This is a genomic window from Rhodococcus sp. ACPA4, assembly GCF_002300185.1.
GTDB lineage: Bacteria > Actinomycetota > Actinomycetes > Mycobacteriales > Mycobacteriaceae > Rhodococcus_F > Rhodococcus_F globerula.
The window spans coordinates 2,812,514-2,831,064 of the sequence record NZ_NSDY01000001.1 but is presented as its reverse complement, the minus strand read 5'-3'; the positions used below and the strand labels follow the sequence as shown (position 1 = coordinate 2,831,064).

The 18,551-nt window shown below is 62.1% G+C and carries 14 protein-coding genes and 1 pseudogene; 5 read left to right on the top strand and 10 right to left on the bottom strand.

From position 1 onward, the window contains the following. Positions 1-28 precede the first annotated feature (28 nt). Entirely contained in the window at positions 29-832 is an 804-nt protein-coding gene (locus tag CJ178_RS12920; protein WP_033235829.1) for an IclR family transcriptional regulator, read from the bottom strand. A 272-nt stretch (positions 833-1,104) separates the two neighbouring features. On the opposite strand from CJ178_RS12920, the pseudogene CJ178_RS12915 reads away from it, so the two are divergent. Beyond that, a pseudogene (locus CJ178_RS12915) lies at positions 1,105-2,445 on the top strand (DUF222 domain-containing protein). A gap of 160 nt (positions 2,446-2,605) precedes the next feature. On the opposite strand, the gene bphC reads toward CJ178_RS12915, so the two are convergent. The 5 genes from bphC to CJ178_RS12890 form a co-directional block, all read right to left on the bottom strand. Then, on the bottom strand, positions 2,606-3,517 hold the full coding sequence (gene bphC, locus CJ178_RS12910; RefSeq protein ID WP_045064119.1) for a biphenyl-2,3-diol 1,2-dioxygenase: 912 nt from the start codon (positions 3,515-3,517) through the stop codon (positions 2,606-2,608). A gap of 18 nt (positions 3,518-3,535) precedes the next feature. Continuing rightward, positions 3,536-4,717: an acyl-CoA dehydrogenase family protein gene (locus CJ178_RS12905; protein ID WP_033235689.1), complete on the bottom strand. Its 1,182-nt coding sequence runs from the start codon at positions 4,715-4,717 to the stop codon at positions 3,536-3,538. Between the two features lie 52 nt (positions 4,718-4,769). After that, on the bottom strand, positions 4,770-5,942 hold the full coding sequence (locus CJ178_RS12900; RefSeq protein WP_033235827.1) for a Rieske 2Fe-2S domain-containing protein: 1,173 nt from the start codon (positions 5,940-5,942) through the stop codon (positions 4,770-4,772). Positions 5,943-6,048: 106 nt separating this feature from the next. Then, entirely contained in the window at positions 6,049-7,257 is a 1,209-nt protein-coding gene (locus CJ178_RS12895; protein ID WP_033235688.1) for an alpha-hydroxy acid oxidase, read from the bottom strand. 58 nt (positions 7,258-7,315) lie between these two features. Beyond that, entirely contained in the window at positions 7,316-7,870 is a 555-nt protein-coding gene (locus tag CJ178_RS12890; protein ID WP_095886833.1) for a hypothetical protein, read from the bottom strand. A 291-nt stretch (positions 7,871-8,161) separates the two neighbouring features. Between CJ178_RS12890 and CJ178_RS12885 the strand changes: the two genes are divergently transcribed. From CJ178_RS12885 to CJ178_RS12875, 3 genes are all read left to right on the top strand, one after another. After that, the gene (locus tag CJ178_RS12885) at positions 8,162-8,986 is read left to right on the top strand and encodes an SDR family NAD(P)-dependent oxidoreductase (protein WP_095887957.1); all 825 of its coding nucleotides are present in this window, start codon (positions 8,162-8,164) and stop codon (positions 8,984-8,986) included. An 11-nt stretch (positions 8,987-8,997) separates the two neighbouring features. Next, a complete protein-coding gene (locus CJ178_RS12880) occupies positions 8,998-11,211 on the top strand; it encodes an arylsulfatase (RefSeq protein WP_095886832.1) in 2,214 nt (737 codons plus the stop codon). A gap of 164 nt (positions 11,212-11,375) precedes the next feature. Further along, a complete protein-coding gene (locus tag CJ178_RS12875) occupies positions 11,376-12,950 on the top strand; it encodes an AMP-binding protein (RefSeq protein ID WP_033235685.1) in 1,575 nt (524 codons plus the stop codon). A 132-nt stretch (positions 12,951-13,082) separates the two neighbouring features. Here CJ178_RS12875 and CJ178_RS12870 read toward each other — a convergent pair whose 3' ends face one another. Further along, positions 13,083-13,784 (bottom strand): aspartate/glutamate racemase family protein, encoded by a 702-nt coding sequence (locus CJ178_RS12870; protein ID WP_095886831.1) that lies wholly within the window; start codon positions 13,782-13,784, stop codon positions 13,083-13,085. Between the two features lie 2 nt (positions 13,785-13,786). Beyond that, complete coding sequence (locus CJ178_RS12865) at positions 13,787-15,205, bottom strand: MFS transporter (protein WP_095886830.1); 1,419 nt, start codon at positions 15,203-15,205, stop codon at positions 13,787-13,789. A gap of 273 nt (positions 15,206-15,478) precedes the next feature. Between CJ178_RS12865 and CJ178_RS12860 the strand changes: the two genes are divergently transcribed. Beyond that, the gene (locus CJ178_RS12860; protein ID WP_095886829.1) at positions 15,479-16,153 is read left to right on the top strand and encodes a GntR family transcriptional regulator; all 675 of its coding nucleotides are present in this window, start codon (positions 15,479-15,481) and stop codon (positions 16,151-16,153) included. Between the two features lie 54 nt (positions 16,154-16,207). On the opposite strand, the gene CJ178_RS12855 is transcribed toward CJ178_RS12860, so the two are convergent. Beyond that, the gene (locus tag CJ178_RS12855) at positions 16,208-16,876 is read right to left on the bottom strand and encodes a response regulator (protein ID WP_033235681.1); all 669 of its coding nucleotides are present in this window, start codon (positions 16,874-16,876) and stop codon (positions 16,208-16,210) included. After that, a complete protein-coding gene (locus CJ178_RS12850; protein ID WP_257013119.1) occupies positions 16,873-18,516 on the bottom strand; it encodes a sensor histidine kinase in 1,644 nt (547 codons plus the stop codon). Before CJ178_RS12850 ends, CJ178_RS12855 begins: the two co-directional genes overlap by 4 nt. Positions 18,517-18,551 lie beyond the last annotated feature (35 nt).

Sequence of the window (18,551 nt, the reverse complement as noted above, 5' to 3'; positions counted from 1 at the left end):
CTGCCCTCGGTCATGACCGACATGTTGCTCACGCCCTGGCAGCGGTGGGCAGGTTTCGCAGCAGCTGCCGACGCTGCAAAGTCGGTGTGACAGTGTGAGATCCACCGTCGATGGCACGCCAGATCGCAGACGCGGCCATGCGGACGGGTGCTGCACTGATGTGATCGTTACGTAGCGCCTTCGTCGGCCCACAAATCGACACTGCGGCAACTGCCCGTCCGGGCAGTCCGATCGGTGCCGCCAGACAGCTGAAGCCGGCCAACCCACTCCCACTTTCGAAGGCCACACCGGCCTCCCGAATCCGGGCACGCTGGGGATGCGTTGTGGATTGCGACTCGAATGCGAGCAGCGCCTGCCCCAAGGCAGTCGTGGGAGCATGACGCCGTTCCCCGACGCGCGTCGGGACAGCGGCGGCCAGGCGCCCGCCGATCTTCTCGAGATACACCACATCGGAGCCGTCGAGAATGCCGAGGTGAACAACAAATCCAGTGACGCGATACAGCTCGTGCAGCAGTGGCAACGCAGCTGTGTGCAGGCGATCCTGGTGTACGGCGAGAGAGCCCAACTCGACCAGGCGCATACCGAGCTCGTAGTCGCGGCCGTCGCGCCGTAGCCAGCGCATCGAGACCAGCCGCTCGAGTAGGCGGTGGGCGGACGACCGAGGAAGGCCGGTGCGGCGAACAATCTGGGCGAGCGTGAGGCGGCCAGGACCGTCGAAGGTGTCGAGGACGAGTGAGACGCGGTCGAGAACGGCAGTGGGTGTCGAGTCAACCCCCAGGTCAGCGGAATCTAGCTTCACGGTCGCTACTTGGGACTCCAGTGCCATAGTCATCGCGTCCACTACTCCTCTTCGATGAAAATCTGTGAGCTGGCTATTTCAATTAGAAATAGTGTCATATGACTCGCGATTTGTGAAGTGAATCACGTAAACGTCCTGCATCTGGGCGTAGAGGTGTGGCGCGCTCGGGTTTTTGTGGGCGCCATTCCTGTCGACTGGGCGATCCGGCGCGCATGCGTGTCGCTTCGGTTTCAGATGTGCCCGATATGTCTCTTGATTCGAATAAGTGTTCGAGTATCATTGTGGTCAAGGGTGGGGAGGCTCTGATGACCAAGGTCAGCGATTTTGTTTCGGTGGGGGATGTTGTAGCCGGCTCGGCTGCGGGTGTGCGTGGCAGGCTGTGGCAATTGCGCCCGGCGGAGGTTCGGGACGTTGCCGTGAGTGCGTCTGCGGAGATTCTTCGGTTGGAAGCGATTCGGGTTGCCGCTGTCGACGCGTTGGCGCTCAATCCTGATGAGCAGGTGCTGTGTTACCGGGGTGTTGGTCGGTGGTTGGCGGCGAACACGATGCTGCAGAATGCGGCCGGTAACAAGATCGCTGCCATTGGCGCCGCGCTGCGGGTGTTCCCCGACATTGCTGCGTAGTTCGAGGCCGGCGATCTCTCGCTCGATCATGCGGCAATAATTGCCGCATTCTGTGAATCTCCGCCAAAAGGAATGCCCGACAGTGCGTTACCGTCCTGCATGGCAACTCTGCTCGCCGCGGCATCCGGGGTGGAGGCGACCACCATCAAACTCCGCTATGCGATTGCGGTTCTGGAGCGGATATTCGAGTCCGACGATGTCCCGCCCGGTGAGGACGACGATCTCAACGTCTTGCGGATTTCGCCAACGCTCAACGGACGGGTCGCGATCAAGGGTGATTTCGACGCGTTGACCGGCGAAATGTTGTTGTCGGCTCTCTCGGGTTTGTCGATGCCGAAACCGGCCGCGGACGGGACCCCGGATCAGCGATCGGCTGCCAAACGAACCGCGGATGCGTTCACGGAGCTTATTCGCCGGTACCTCGACAACGCCGTCACCGGTGTTGATGGTGGGCAGCGTCCGCATGTGAATGTGCACATCACTGCGAAAGATCTTGCGGAGCATCGGGAATGCGCCACCATGCGTAGCGATGTCGCGGCGGATTTCGATGAGCCTGACGTCGAGGATCTTGATGTCGGGTACATGCCGTGGATGGGACCACTCAGTGTGAGCCTGACCCGGATGCTCGCCTGCGATTGCATGCTCTCCACAGTGTTGATGGACGGCAACGGTGCACCGCTCGATGCGACGCCGCACAAACGGTTAGTCACACCCGAACAGCGGACTGCGCTGATCGCTCGGGACAAAGGCTGCGCCTTCCCGAACTGTGATGCCGTACCGGCTTGGTGCGGCGCCCACCATATACAACCCTGGTCGGTGGGCGGTCCGACGGTGATGGACAACCTCACCCTCCTCTGCCGTAGCCACCACCGATTGATCCACAGCACCAGCGGGTTCCGCGGGATCTGGGAAATCAAGATGGGCGATGATCACAAACCGTGGTTCATCCCGCCGTCGGCGATCGATCCGAAACAACGACGCCGTCGCTCCACCACCCGTCAGGGACCAGTTCACCGAGACTGAATCCGGTTCCACCGGAACTACATACCGCGTGAGAGCCTCGCATCACCAGGAAAGACGATACGAGGCCCACACGCATGCCTACGGGGTCCGAACACAGGAAAAGGGCTTGCGCACAAATGTGCGCAAGCCCTTCCCGGTGAAAATTTACATCGCTTGCTATTTACATCGCTGCCAGCGGTTCGCTGCCCGACCAGTCATGGCCCCAGTAACTGTCGGCGGTGATCTCCTCTGCCGAGTAGGAGTCCTGATCCACCTTCGATCCCTCGGTGCCGAACTCGATGTCCCAGCCGCCTGGCGCCCGGACGTAGAACGAGACCATCTTGTCGTTGGTATGTCGACCCAGGGTCGAGGACACCGAGAATCCGTCCTTCACCACCCGGTCGAGTGCCTGGCCTACGGCGTCGAGTGTGTCGACCTCGACCATGATGTGGATCAGGCCGGGCGCGCCGCCGTGCGGGGCAGGGCACAGCGCCAAGCTGTGGTGGCGTTCGTTGACCCCGAGGAAACGGATGCGCAGGGGGCCGAACTCCGGCGGCGCGGGCAGGCGGAATGCGCCACGCGGATAGAAGCCGAGAACATCGGTGTAGAAATCGAAGCTCGCAGCACTGTCCATGACCGGGAGAACAACGTGGCCAAGGCCCTGTGAGCCGGTGACAAATCGAGAGCCGAACGGCGTGACGACCGGGCTGTGATCGAGGATCGCGCCGTGGAAGATTTCCACATTTGCGCCGCCGGGATCGGTGAAGGTGATGACCTCTTCGACTCGGCGTGCGTCGGCCTCGGCCAGGGGAAGTTGGTCGACCGCGGTGCCGAACTTCTCCAGCGCGGCCTGAACGCGTCGTAGCGCGTTGCGATCGGCCACCTCCCAGCCGATGCTGACGATCTCGTCGCGCTCGCCCTCGACGATGACGATGCGGGCGGCGCGCTCGTCGAGACGCAGGTACAGCGCGTTCTCGTCCGGTCCGCTGCCCTTGGCGAAGCCAAGAACGTCGAATGCAAAAGTGCGCCAACGGTCCATGTCGTTGGTGGAGATCTTGACGTAGCCAAGTCCCTTGATGTCGGTGTGCGTCATCGTGTGTTGTTCCTTATGTCAGATCATCGCCCGCAGCGGGCCCTGCGGATCGGCGCCGAGGCGGCTGAGGGAGGCAGCGTGGAATACGGTGCCGGGGACGTGGATTGCGTGATGCTGGCCGGCATGGGCGTCGCGCCAGAAGCGCTGCAGTGGCTTGTCCATGCGAAGGGCGTTGCCGCCGCACCGCGGGTAGACCTGGTCGATGGCATTGATGGCACGCCATGCAGCCTGAACCTGGGTCTGCCGACCTTCGGCGCGCTGCTCGAACGTCACTTCCTTGCCTGCGTCCACGCGATCCCACATGCGATCGACATTGGCCAGCAGAGTATCTCGCGCCGCGCGAATATCGGCTGTTGCCTGGCCGATGGCGAAGAGCGTGTACGGATCATCCTTGATCGCGGTGCCCTGGGCATTGATGCGATCAGCCTGGTATTCGTTGGCGTGGAACAGCATTCCCTCGCAGATTCCGATGGTCGCGGCTGTGATCCCGAGTGGGAACATGTTCGACCACGGCATCAGGTACAGCGTCTCGGTGCGTCCGTACTTGCGCACAGCGGTACCGTCGATGACCTCGTCGCAATCCATGACGCGGTAATCGGGAACGTACGCGTCCTTGACCACAAGATCTTTCGACCCCGTGCCGCGCAAACCCATGACGTCCCACGAGTCTTCGATGATCTCGTAGTCGGTGCGCGGAATGATCACGTGCAGCATGCGGGGCGGCATTTCCATGTTGCCGTCCTTGTCGCAGGCCATAGCGCCGAGGAACGCCCAATCACAATGGTCCGTACCGGAGGAAAACTGCCAGCGGCCGGAGAACTTGTACCCACCGTCGGTGGGAATACACATGCCGCCGGGCATATAGGGAGAGGCCATCCAGGTATCAGGATCGGAACCCCAGATTTCCTGCTGAACCTTCGGATCGGCAAACGCCAACTGCCACGGGTGAACTCCGACAATCCCGTGGACCCAACCAGCCGACGGATTCAGCGACGCCATCCGCATTACGGTTTCCGCGAACTCGCGCGGATGTGCCTCCATGCCGCCGTATTCCTTGGGCTGCAACATCCGGATCGACCCGGCGGCTTTCATCTTCTTGGCGGTATCGTCTGCCAACCGTCCGATTTTCTCGGCCTCGATACCTTCTTGGAAGATGTCGTCGGCCATCAAGTTGATCTGTTCGAGCACTTCGTAACTCATGGTCACCCTATGTTGTGTTGTGTCGTGTGGTCTCGGTCAGCACGGGCTCTGATCAGGACGTGGTCTGAGGTGCCTGGGCTTCCCGGGCTGCGACGTTCTCGGCAACTTCCTGCTTCCAGCTCGCCACCGCTCGGGTGGTGTCGATCTCGAACTCGAAGCGCTTGGTCATGTCTTCGGTGACGTCCTCGACATCGGTGTAGAACTGGTTGTACCAACGCCGCAACTGATATACCGGGCCGTCTTCTTCGGAGAGAAGTGGATTGTCGATGGGAGCCTTGTTCTTCCAGATCTCCACGTCCTGAAGGAATCCCGTCTCGACGCCCTCGGTGAACTGCGCGGCCATAGCCGCAGTGTCCTCGTCGCTCATTCCGGGAAGCTTCTTCACCATGGCGCCGTACTGCAGCACGAAGGCGTTGTTCGAGATCGGGTAGTGGCAGTTGATCAGAACGGTCTCGATGATCTGACCGTTGGCCTCGCTCTTGAGCCAGTCGATCATGTACGACGGACCGAAATACGACGCGTCCGAACGAAGAACAGCGTTGGGATCCCCGTAGTTCGTACCGCTGATGACATCCTCACGTCCCACCGACTCCATGTACTGGCTTGCGACATGACCTTCGAAGATGTTCTTGAAATACCGGGGGAAGGAGTAATGGATGTAGAAGAAGTGCGCCATGTCCACGACGTTGTCCACGATCTCGCGGCAATGCGAGCCTTCGATGGTGAGCGTGTTCCAGCTCCAGTCGCTCCACTCGCTGCTTCCGAAGCCTTCGATCTCGGGGATGGTGACTTCTGCGGGTGGGGGGTTGCCCTGGGGATCGTTCCAGACGAACAGCTGGCCGTTGCGCTCGAGTGTCGTCCATGCACGGGTCTTGGCCAGCGGCGGAACGCGTCGTGCGTACGGAATGTCCGTACATTTTCCGTTGCCGCCCCAACGCCAGTCGTGGAACGGGCACGCGATCGAATCGCCCTTGACCGTGCCCTGCGCCAGGTTGCCGCCCATGTGACGGCAATAGGCGTCGAGGATCTTGATGTCGCCCTTACTGTCGGCGAAAACAACCAGGCTGGTGCCGAAGATTTCGATCTGGTGTGGCGTTCCGTCGCGATACGTCTTGCTGAGTCCGAGGCAATGCCACCCCCGAGCAAATCGCGCCGGGGGAGCCGCCGCCTCGATTTCGCGAATTTCCTCGTCTGCCGTTGTGGGTGAGTCCGTGCTGAGCGACATGTCTTCCTCCGAGCCGCGTCCGACGACGCTGTCAGTGATGTGATCCACCCCATAGAACCGTTGGCGTGGTTGCCTCGGATACGGGCATTCCCGCTGGATGGAACACTTACTCTCGGGACCGGAAACTCGCCCCGCGTCGCATGATGTGGGAGCGATCGAGTTCGGCGATGTCACGTACGCCCATGAGCGTCAGAGTCCGCGCGATCTCCTCGCGGAAAATCTCGAGAACGTGCGCGACGCCGTCCTCACCGCCAACCGCCAATCCGTACACGTACGGTCGGCCGATTCCGACCGCGGTCGCGCCGAGTGCAAGTGCCTTCACCACATCGCTGCCACGACGAATGCCGCCGTCCAAGTAGACGGGAACGCCGCCGGATCCGCCCACTCGATCAACCACCGCAGGCAGTGCTTCGATGCTCGAGAGCGCGCTGTCGAGTTGGCGTCCACCGTGATTCGACACGACAATTCCGTCGGCACCCAGTCGGACAGCAGCAGCGGCATCATCCGGATCGAGAATGCCTTTGACGTACATCGGACCGTCCCACAGATCGCGGATCTTCGCCAAGTCGTCCCAGCACAGTTCCGGTCGCAGGAGACTGACCTGCTTCTGCGCCGATCGCACTGCGGCGGCGGCGCCTCGCTCGTCGACCAACATGCGCGACGAGATTCGCTGGTGTTTCAGGAAGTTGTAGGCCCAGCGGGGTTTGCGGGCCGCGTCGAGGACGCGGGACGGCGAGAGAGTGGGCGGAATCCCCATGCCTCGCTTACGTTCTCCCTCCCGGTTTCCGGTCACCGGAACGTCAACCGTCACGAACAACGCGCTGTACCCGGCGTGGTGTGCGCGGTCGATGAATTTCTTCGCCAACGATTCCCCGGTGCGGACGCTGGTCCACGGGTAAAGCTGGAAGAAATGGTTCTCGGAGGTCGCGTCCGCGATCTCCTCCACTGTGTAACTGGATGCCGTGGAGATAACCGCTCGCGTGCCAACGCGTTCGGCTGCCCGAGCGGCAGCTCGTTCACCGGTCCACTGGATAAGTCCGGTCATTCCGGTGGGAGAGAGGAAAACCGGGAGATCGAGCGCTGTGTTCCCCACTTTGGCGGACAGCCCTTGACCTTCGTTTCCGGTCAAAACCCGTGAGCGAAGCGCCCACTTGTCGAAATCATCGACGTTGGCGCGCAGCGTCAGCTCGTCCTCGGCGCCGCCGTCGACGTACGCCCAGATCATCGCGGGCAGTGCCTTGCGGGCACGTTCGCGGTAGTCAGCGACGGTTATCGGTGACGTACGTGAGGACAGAGTGAATGCAATGGCCGACATGGAGACACTCAATCACCGGAGAATTGCCCGGTTACTGCCTGATCCCGCTCGGTGGAACTTACCGATCCGAGTGAGCAGTCTCTGCCACGGTGACCCACGCCCTGCCCGCGGTTACGCCTGCATCATCGGTTGCACTCACGATGAAATCGGAAACATACTCCGAATCCTTGAGATACCGGGCGACGGCAGTGCGGGTAAACGTGAGACGCGAGGCATCCGAGACGAAGATCCGGGTACGGAATCGACGGACACTGTCGGCATCGAACGAGGCGTCGACGTGGGCGGCCAGTGCGGACGAAGTGCTCGCAGCGACAGGACCCTTGATGTCGCAGGCGATTCCCGATGCGTACACCTCGGCAACCAGGTGCCCGTACACGTCGCGGTAGTCGATGGTCCGGGCGATCCGCGACGGGCCGCCGTCGGTGGACGAGATTCGTTCGAGTGAACGGATACTTCCCACAACAGTGTCCGTGGGGCGTGGCGGGCCGAAGAACACCACATCCTGTTCGTCTGTCGACGCGTCGATCAAGCCGGCGGATGCGTCGTACAGCGTCGAAAATGTCGGCAGCACCGCGTGCGCCAAGGGATTCTCGTCGACAAGCATTGCAGTCACGATAACCTCCGTTTCCCCCGGCCAGTCGGCCGTTCGAGTGGGTGATGGCAACGCTAGTGACCATCGCGGCTACCACAGCATTTGCTCCCGCTGATCGGGAATATGTGCAGAAGTGCCCTGTAGTGCGGCTGGGACGTGGCCGTGGTTTCGGTGGGCGAGACATCAGTTTCTGGCGGTATTGCGCTCGTTCCACCGTGCGGGAGATCCTCTGTCGAGCGGGCTGTAGGCCGAATAGTGTCACCCGAAAATTCGGCAGAGCAACGCGTCACTGCAGGTTGCGAAGGGAATGTGATGAAACTCGAAGAATTGCGCGACGGAACAGCAGTGATCACGGGAGCCGGAAGTGGAATCGGCGAGGGTCTGGCCCGCGAAGCTGTCAACCTCGGAATGAATGTCGTCCTGGCGGACATCTCCGCCGAGCGCCTCGAGGCTGTGGCGACCGATCTTCGGGCAGACGGAGCCCACGTGCTGACCGTCCCGACCGATGTCACCGTCGCCGCAGATGTGGACGCACTGGCCGACGCGGCCTTCGCGGAGTTCGGTGCCGTGACACTCCTGGCCAACAATGCAGGCCTCGAATCCGTCGGGTTCACGTGGGACATTCCGGCGGACGAATGGCGCCGCGTCATCGACGTCAACCTGACCGGGGTTTTTCACGGCATCCGCTCGTTCGTCCCCAGAATGGGAGCCGACCCGCGGCCTTCCCACGTCGTCAACACCGTCTCGGTCGGCGGTGTGGCGATCACACCGAAGATGACTGCGTACGCGGCCTCGAAGCACGGTGTGCAGGCGCTCACCGAAAGCCTGTATCTCGAATGTGCCGAACAGTTTCCACAGATCCGCGTCTCGGTGTTCAGTCCGGGACAGGTTGCCACCAGGATTTTCGAGGACGTCGCGGTGCGCCCGCAGTCCGGGGCGGACACCGAGTTCTGGCGCGAGAACATCAGAGAAGGTATGTCGCCCGCGGCCGCAGCCAAAATCTACTTCGACGGTGTTGCGCAGGAAGAGTTCTGGATACTCACGCACCCCGATTCGTTCGACCGTCTGGCCGCAAAGCGGGCCCAGGTTCTGACCGGAAAACTACGTCCGGACGCACTTTTCGACGGCCGGAACTGAAAGGTACTGCTATGACGAACAAGGCACCTAACGTACTGATCGTCTTGGTCGACGACATGGGATTTGGCGCCACCTCGCCGTTCGGTGGGCCGATCGACATGCCCACGGCGCAGCGGCTCGCAGATGACGGCCTGAAGTACAACAGGTTTCACACCACCGCATTATGTTCGCCGACCAGAGCATCGCTGCTGACCGGCCGAAATCCACATGCGGTGGGGTTCGGTACTGTCACCAACTTCGAGAGCACAGATCCCGGATACAACTGCACAAGGCCAGACAGTGCCGCAACGCTCGCGATGACTCTGCGTGAGAACGGATACAACACAGCAGCATTCGGAAAATGGCACCAAACTCCGGGTGTCGAGACGGGGCCGGCCGGACCGTTCGATCGTTGGCCAACCGGGGAGGGGTTCGAGCACTTCTACGGATTTCTCGGCGGATCCACCGACCAGTACTACCCGGCTCTCTACAACGGCATCACCCCGGTTGACGCCCCAGCAGGTCCGGAGGAGGGCTACCACCTCTCCGAAGATCTCGCCGATCGCCTGATCGACTGGGTGGGCCACCAGCAGGCGGCCGCGCCGGACAAACCCTTCTTCACGTATCTGGCTCTGGGAGCGACACATTCACCCCTTCAGGTCCCGGCGCAGTGGCGAGACAAATACGCCGGGAAGTTCGCGCACGGGTGGAACCGTCAGCGCGACATCACCGTGACACGCCAGCACGAGTTGGGCGTCGTACCGGAAGACGGACAGCTGACGGCGTGGCTGGATTTCATTCCCCAGTGGGATTCGATGAGCGACGAAGACCGTCGCGCGGCGGAATTGCTCATGGAACTGTACGCAGGTTTTGCCGAGCACACCGACGCTCAGGTCGGGCGGGTGATCGACGCACTCGAAGACATGGGCACGCTCGAAAACACCTTGGTTTTCTACATTCTCGGCGACAACGGTGCGGCCGGTGAAGGCGGCATGCTCGGCACCGCCAACGAGGGCATCCTGTTCAACGGCCTGAAGGACACGTCGGCGCGGATCATCGACAAGAGTGCGGAATTGGGTGGACCGACCACAGCTCCGCAATATCCGATCGGGTGGGCGCTGGCGATGGATACGCCCTACCAGTGGGTGAAGCAGGTCGCGTCGCATTACGGCGGCACGCGAAACCCGTTGATCGTGCACTGGCCGTCCGGCATCGACTCGGGTGGCGAGATTCGCGAGCAATGGCACTTTGTGTCCGACGTCGTTCCCACAGTTCTCGAGGCTGCGGGAATTGCGCAGCCAGAGACTGTCGGCGGCGTGGCGCAGCAGCCGATGGACGGAGTGTCGATGCTCTACAGCTTGAACGACCCGTCGGCGCCCGATCGGCGAACCACGCAGTATTTCGAAGTATTCGGCAACCGCGGGATCTACCACGAGGGGTGGGTGGCGTGTACCGCTCACCGCGTCCCGATGCAGGCGGCATCCGGTGACAAGCCATTCGAAGACGATGTGTGGGAGCTGTACGACACGAATACCGACTGGACCGAGGCGGCCGACCTGGCGTCGACCCGGCCGGACAAACTTGCCGAGCTTCAAGCGGTATTCGAACGCGAGGCGGTCCGAAACCAGGTCCTGCTCGACAACACTCGCATGCAGAGGATGCGCAAGGGGTCGGTGAAGCCGGCGCCGAGTTCGCACACCTATCCCGGGTCGATGCCACCCTTGCTGCCGGACGCGGCACCCAAACTGTTCAATCGTTCGCACGCGATCACGGCGGACGTCGAACTGTCGGAGGCGGGGCTGACCGGCGTTGTCGTGGCTCAAGGTGCGCGCGCCGACGGCGGATGGAGTCTCTATGTGCACGACGGCGCCCTGACGTACTGCAACAACGTCGCCGATCTGCATGTGCAGCACGTTCGTAGCCGGGTGGTGATCGAACCCGGCCATCACGACCTGCGGATGGAACTGCACTACGAGGGCGACGGATTGGGCTCCGGCGCGCAGATCGTGCTTCTGGTGGACGGCGCCGTTGTTGCGTCGGATCGGATCGAGCGGACGACACCGTTCTACATCGGCGGAACCGGCCTGCTGACAATCGGGCGATGCCACGGCGTCGCAATCAGTTCCGACTACACCGACCGAGATCGTTTTGTAGGGACGGTGCGATCCGTTCGGGTCGATCTGGATGATCTGCCTCCGCGCGAAACGGAAGCGGATCTCGCGCGGATTGCATTTGCGGTGCAGTAGGGCCTTCGGCCCTGTGCGCCTTTTTGGTAGTCGGGCCTACCAGAAAGGCGCACAGGGGACGGAGGCCCCTCTGGAACCTGTTCCAGTTTTGTGCGATTGTGGATAACGTATTCGTGACCGGGAGCACATCTCGATGACGGCAGGCCAAGCAGAAGGAAGACCAGATGACAGACGAGTTTGCTGACCTCCACCGACCGATTTACGGTCCGGACCTGCTCATCACCGCCCTCGAACGGAACCACGACAAGCCGGCGCTGTACATCGGCGACGTTGTTCTCACCGGCGGACAGATGCGCGATCAGATCAGCTGCTTCGCCCAGGCACTCGCGTCGCTCGGAATCACCCAGGGCACCAGCACGGCGATGCTCTCCAAGAATCGACCCGAAGTACTCATCAGCATGGGCGCCACCATGATCACCGGTTGTCGCGCCAGCGCTCTCAATCCGATGGGCTCCCTCGACGACCACAAGTACATCGTCGACGACGCCGAGATCGAGACCCTCATCTTCGACCCCAACGCTTTCGAGGACAGGGCCGCCGAGTTGAAGGCGTCGTCGCCGTCGTTGACCACGATCCTGTCGATGGGCCCGTCGGAGATCGGCATCGACATTCTGGCTCTCGCGGCAACTTTCGAGCCGAAGCCGCTCAAAGCCGCGCACGTCGACGCCGAGGACGCCAGCAGCATGGTGTACACCGGCGGCACAACCGGAAAGCCGAAAGGTGTTATCGGGTCGTTCCGTTCGGGCGCGGCGCTCAACCAGATCCAGATGTCGGAATGGCAGTGGCCCGAGGAGAATCGCTTCCTCATCTGCACGCCGCTGTCCCATGCCGGTGCCGCGTTCTTCACTCCGACGCTCCTGCGCGGCGGCGCGCTGATCGTGCTGCCCGCCTTCGAGCCCGGAGCAGTTCTCGAAGCGATCGAAAAGTACAAGATCACGGCAACCATGTTGGTGCCCACCATGATCTACATGCTCATGGACCATCCGGATTTCGAGAAGCGGGACGTCTCGAGTCTGCAGACGCTCTTCTACGGCGCATCCGCGATGTCACCGGCCCGCTTGCAGGAAGGAATCAAGAAGTTCGGTCAGATCTTCTTCCAGTTCTACGGTCAGAGTGAGTGCGGCATGACCATCTCGGTGCTCCGCAAGGAAGAGCACCTCGCCGACGACCCGGTCCGACTTGCCACGTGTGGCCGCCCGGTGCCGTGGCTCGACGTCCGGCTGCTCGACGACGATCTGAACGAGGTGCCGCAGGGCGAACTCGGTGAGATCTGCGTCCGAGGTCCTTTGGTCATGAAGGGGTACTGGAAGAAGCCCGCCGAGACTGCAGAAGCCTTCCGCGGTGGCTGGCTGCACACCGGCGACATCGCGCGCAAGGACGTCGACGGGTTCCTGTCCATCGTCGATCGCAAGAAGGACATGATCGTGACCGGCGGTTTCAACGTGTTCCCGCGAGAGATCGAGGACGTGATCTCCGCGCACCCGTCCGTCGCGTCCGTGGCCGTGGTGGGTGTGCCGGACGACAAGTGGGGCGAAGCCGTCAAGGCGTGCGTGGTTTTGCGCGGCGGGCTCACCGTCAGTACCGAAGAGCTGGTCGAGCGGGTGAAGGCGGCCAAGGGATCAGTACACGCGCCCAAGAGCATCGACTTCGTGGACAGCCTGCCGCTGACACCGCTCGGCAAGCTCGACAAAAAGGCTCTGCGTGCGCAGTACTGGGAGACCAGCGACCGCGCTGTGTAGTCGTAGGAGTGAGCTGGCAGTAGGAGTGAGCTGGCAGTAGAAGTGAGCTGGCAGTAGGAGTGAGCACAGTTTTCCTCGAGTGAGCAGCCCCTGCAGCAGGATGCAAGGGCTGCTCACTTCGCAAAACCTGTGTCAGCTTCGAGTTGAACTGCACTCCGACACCCTGAACTCCGCCAGCGCTTTCCGGACTGCGCTTGGAATAGGTTCGATCACCGTGGCGTCGGTGCGCAGCGAGAGCACTTGTGCGGGTTCGCTCAACGGTCCGCCGCCGATCACCACGGCTCGCGCGCCCGCCGCGACTGCACCGTCGATCGCGCTCCCCAACTGGCTGACACTGGCAGTTGTGTCTTGCGCCAGGGTCAGGGGATCGCCTTCGGTCAACCACAGTCCGGCATAATCCCCTGTCGGGCAATACCACTGGACAAGGTCGTTCATCGCGTCCGCGAGCAGTCCCGTGGTGGTGGCGATGGCGAATCGTCGACCGTCTTGCGCGGCTTCCAGTATCGAGGCCTGTCCGATGCCGATCACGGGGATCTCGACGCGAGAACGTAATTCGTCGGCGCCGGGATCGCCGAACGCGCTGACGATCACCGCGACCGGTCGATACCGATCGATACCCACCATCGCTGCGTCGACCGCCCACCGCGCCGAGTCTTCCAAAGCCTGCGGTTCGACGATCATCTTCGGACCGCGCGCCGCAGTGACACCGACCGTGCGGAAACCCGTGCCGGTCAATACCGTGTTGGCTTTGGCTACCATGCGATCGGTGGTGTCTGCGTTGGTGTTCGGATTGACGAGCAGGATGGTGCGACGGCGATCGGTATCGGTGGACATGATCAGTCATCCTCCGGCATGGGCTGACCCACGGTTTCCTTGGGGAACTGAACGGCGATGGCGCAGACTGCGAACAAGCCGGCGAGCATCGCGAACATGGCTCCGACACCGGATGAATCGAGAACCGCACCGGCGATCAACGGGAACAACCCGCCGGACAGTGAACCAAGGGCGAGGATGACCGACGTGGCCAGGCCGCGGATGCGGGTGGGGTACTGCTCCGGCGCAAACAGCCAGATGGTGGTGTTGAGGACGATGACGCAGAAGTTGAACAGTGCTCCGAAGATGAGGACCAGCGGCATATTGACTGCAAAGAACCCGAACCCCAGACCTGCGACGACACCGAAGATCGCCGCCGCGGTCAGCGTGACTTTACGAGGTAGCCGACGCGCGATCATGGCCGCTGTCAGCGCACCCACCAATGAACCGGTCTGCATGACCAGCGTGTACCAGAGGGCGCTGGTGATCGACATGCCGCGCTCGGTGAGAATGACGGGGATCAAGGTCAGCATCGAGATCTGAGCCGCGTAGGACATGCAGACTGCAGTGCCCAGTGAGAGTGTTGCGCGGCGGAACCGCTTCCCGAACATCTCGGTCCACCGCGTGGTCGTGGTAGTGGTGACTTCTGCAGCCGTCGACGCGTCGACGAGGTACTGCTCCTGAACCTCGATTTCGCCCCGAAGTTTGCCCTGCGCAAGGCGATTGATCACGATGTTTGCTTCGTCGATCCGTCCGGTCGCGGCAAGATAGCGAGGTGTTTCCGGCAAAGCCCGCCGATAGACGACAACTGCTAGGGCCGGCAGGATCAGCACACCGAAGAGCCAGCGCCACGCGTTGTCGCCGGAGAAGATGGCAAAGACAATGACTCCGAACAATGGGGCAAGCATATTTCCCAAACCTGCTGCGGCAACGTTGATCAGGCCGACAGCGGTGCCGCGGTGCTTTGCCGAGAAGAACTCGGACAGCATGATCACAGCAGTGGCGATTTCGCCGCCCAGGCCCAGTCCGACCAAGAACCGCGCGCCAACGAGGACTTCGTAATTCGGTGCCAGCGCACACAGCAACGAACCGACGGCAAACACCAACAGGTTGGCTCCGAGCAGGGTTCGGCGTCCGAAGCGGTCCATCAACGCCCCGGCAAGCAGGCGGCCCAATGCGACTGCGGTGAACGTCGCGGTGTTCAGCAGACCGATCTGGGTTCCACCGATTCCCCACTGTTCCTTGAGGGCCGGACCAGCGATACCAACGGTGTTCTGCTCGATCGCGTCGAAGAAGACACCGAACAAGACCATCGCGACGATGCCGATATGGGCGGAGGTGATGCCGATCCTGCTGTACGACGCCTCGATCTGGTTGCTGAGGCTGGTGCGTTCGATGGGTGTTTCGCCGTGCGGTTTCATGTGTGGATCAACAGTCACCATTGCGGTGCCTTTCGTTGTTCAAGGACGGTAAGAATGGGTTGATTGGTATACCTGAGCTCGGTCAGGAATCTATGTCCAGATTTCGGCGATGCGATTGCTTGGCGGTAAAGATTGTGTTTCCAAGTGCGTATATTCAACGAAACTGGACCGTCCGGCGGAGTTGGCCGCGGGTACCTATATGGAGCACAGAGAGGAATTGGTATACCAAGAACGCTGAGTTGGGGTGCTGGATATCGTGTGAGGGAACATCAACGAAAGAGGAGTCGTAACCACGTGGGCGCACCAGAGAGACCGGAAAGCCTGTCACGTGTTGTGTTCGACGAAATCCGGGCGCGGATTCTCGACGGTCGCTTGCGCGCTGGAGAGCCGCTACCTGAACGTGACATCAGCGCAGAACTCGACGTTTCCCGGGTTCCGATCCGTGAGGCGCTTCCACTACTGGAAGCCGCCGGTTTGGTGAAGCTGTCGAAGCGTCGTCCGGCAGTGGTCACCTTTGTCACGCGCAGCGGAGTCGACGAACTGTACGACATCCGATCGGCGCTCGAACCGTTGATCGCAAGAAAAGCGGCCGCAGCGGTGGTGCGTGGCGCGGACGCGTCGTTGTTGCTCGGGGCGCTCGAACGGGCAGGCGCCGCCTTGGACGTCGGTGATCTCGACGCATTCCATTTCTCGAGTGGGCAGGTGCACAAGGGAATCGAAGCGCTGGCAGGCAACACGCTCTACGTGACCATCACCGAACCGTTGCGAGAACGTAGCGAGCGACTGAACGTGGCAAACATGGAACGGGATCCAGCCAAGCGTCACGGCGAGCACGTCGCCTTGGTCGAAGCCATTGCCAACGCCGACGTCGAACTAGCTGCGGCAGTTGCTTACTCGCACGTGGAATGGGGGAGGGCGCGCACCTTCGAGACGTTATCCTCGGTACCGGGATACGATCCGAATCAGTAGCCCAGACCTCAGCGTCTCCGACCTCAGCGTTTCCGACCTCAGCGTTTCCAGGTCTCAGCGTTTCCAGACGTAGCGTCGTTCCGGGCGGCCCACCACTCCGTACTTCAGGGACGTGGTGGACTGCCCGCTCGCGCACAGGTGCTCGAGGTAGCGACGCGCGCTTGCCCGCGAGATGCCGACGCGTTCGGAAATGTCTGTCGCCGAGGCAGGTTCCGCTTCTCCGCGCAGTGCGGTCTCGACCAACTGCAGGGTCTCGGGACTCAGGCCCTTCGGCAGGGGTGCTGCCACAACACCGGCTACACCGAACGCTTCGTCGACGGCGGTCTGCTCGGCTTCACCCGCGCTGTCGAGGTTCGCGTACGTCGATCGGTACCGCTCGAGACGGTCACGGAGAACGTCGAATGTGAACGGCTTCATCAGATAATGCACGACGCCGCTGCGTAGTGCCTTCTTCACCGAGCCTGCCTCGCGCTCGCTGGTGATCACCAGAACGTCGAGTTCGGGCACCAGTTCCCGGAACGGAGCGATCAGATCGAGCCCTGTTGTTCCGGGCAGGTGGACGTCGAGAAGCACCAGATCGGGAACCAGGTCTCCGACGGCAGCCAGCGCGGCCTCGGCGGAGTGCGCAACACCGCATACCTCGAAACCGTCTATCCGCGAAACAAATCCGCTGTGCACACGCGCGACCATGAAGTCGTCGTCGACTACCAGAACTCGGATCATTCGCTCTCTCCGTCATGTAGGACTGCGGTGAAGACGGTCCACTCGAGACCCTCCGCAGTGTGAGTGCTCACGGAGACGTCACCGCCGCGCCGCCGACATGTCAGGCGCACCAACGCCAACCCGAATCCGTGACCGTCGCTCGATTGTCCCTTGGTGCTCCAGCCCTGGCTGAACACCCGCTCTCGATTTTCGGGCGCGACACCGGGGCCGGCGTCCTCGACACGCACTTCGACGGAGGCGCCCAAACCGCGAATGGACAACCGAACCGTGCGCCGCTCCGTCTCCGACATTTCAGCGACGGCATCGACGGCATTGTCGACGAGGTTTCCGACCACCGTCGCCACATCGCGCCCGAGCGCGCGTTCGAGAGTGCCCAGATGCGAATCGGCAGACAAGTCGACGGTCACCAATCCCTGTGCCGCCGCGCCGATCTTGGCAATGACAAGCGCGGCGGTGCCCACATCGGCGATCTTGTCGGTGACCGCCGCGCTGATCTGCGCCCGCTCCATGGTCAAGCCTTCGACGTAGCCGACAACTTCGTCGTATTCGCCCAGTTGGATGAGGCCGGAGATGGTGTGCAGTTGATTGTCGAACTCGTGAATGTGAGCGCGCAGTGCGTCGGTGCTGGTTTTGGTTACGTCGAGTTCTTCCTCCACAGCCCGCAATTCGGTGCGATCGCGGAACGTGGTGACCGACCCGATGGTGCGGCCTTTGGACTCGATGAGCACGGTGTTGAGAACTAGCAGCCGATCGCCGACCAGAACCAACTGATCGGATTCCGTTGTCCCGGAGGTCAGAACGCTCTGCAAGCGATCGTCGAGTCCTAGATCTCGGACGGATTTGCCCGCGCTGCCGTAGGCGATGTCGAGAAGTTGGTGGGCGCTCTCGCTCATCAGCACTACACGCCCCTGCGCGTCGAAGGCGATGACTCCCTCCTTGAGGCCGCGCAGCATTGCCTCGCGGTGGCGGACAAGATCGAGGATCTCGCCGGGTTCCATGCCGAGCGTCTGCCGTTTGACCCTGCGGGCCAACAGGATCGAGCCGACTGCGCCGATCACCGAAGCAACTGCGAGATACACCAGGAGGTTCGGCGCCGACTGCAGTAGGCGGGTCCAGATCGACGGGTACTCGATCCCGACTACGGCGCTGCCGATGATCGAACCCTCGTTGCCGAGAATCGGAACCTGCGCTTCGACGGCCTTGCCGGAGGACGTGTCGACCAGTCCCGTCTCGGACCGGCCCTGAGTCTGCGGTAGGGCAGTGCCGACATCGCCGGGACGCGTGGAGATGACAACGACGGCGTCTCCATCGGCAAGAGACACGTACGTGACACCGGAGATTGCGCGCACCGAGTCGACAGATCCCTGCAGCCCCGAGCGAATACGGGTCTGAGCTCCGGGGAGTAGTTCTCGCACTGCCGGATTGGCGGCAAGCGACTCTGCTGCCGAGAGTGCGCGGCGCCCCTCCTCGCGCTGGAAACTCGCCGACGACTGCGCAAGTGAGAGTGCGGTCACGCAGAGAAGAACCGCCACGACGATCAGGAGTTGCAGTTCGAGTAGCTGTGTCGCCAATGTCTGTCGTCGACGGCGGAAGCGAGCGCGCAGCGGTATGCGTTCGGCCTGCGCGTTTCCTGTGGACACCTGCCAGACCATAGCGCGGTAGTCGGGCGCCGGGA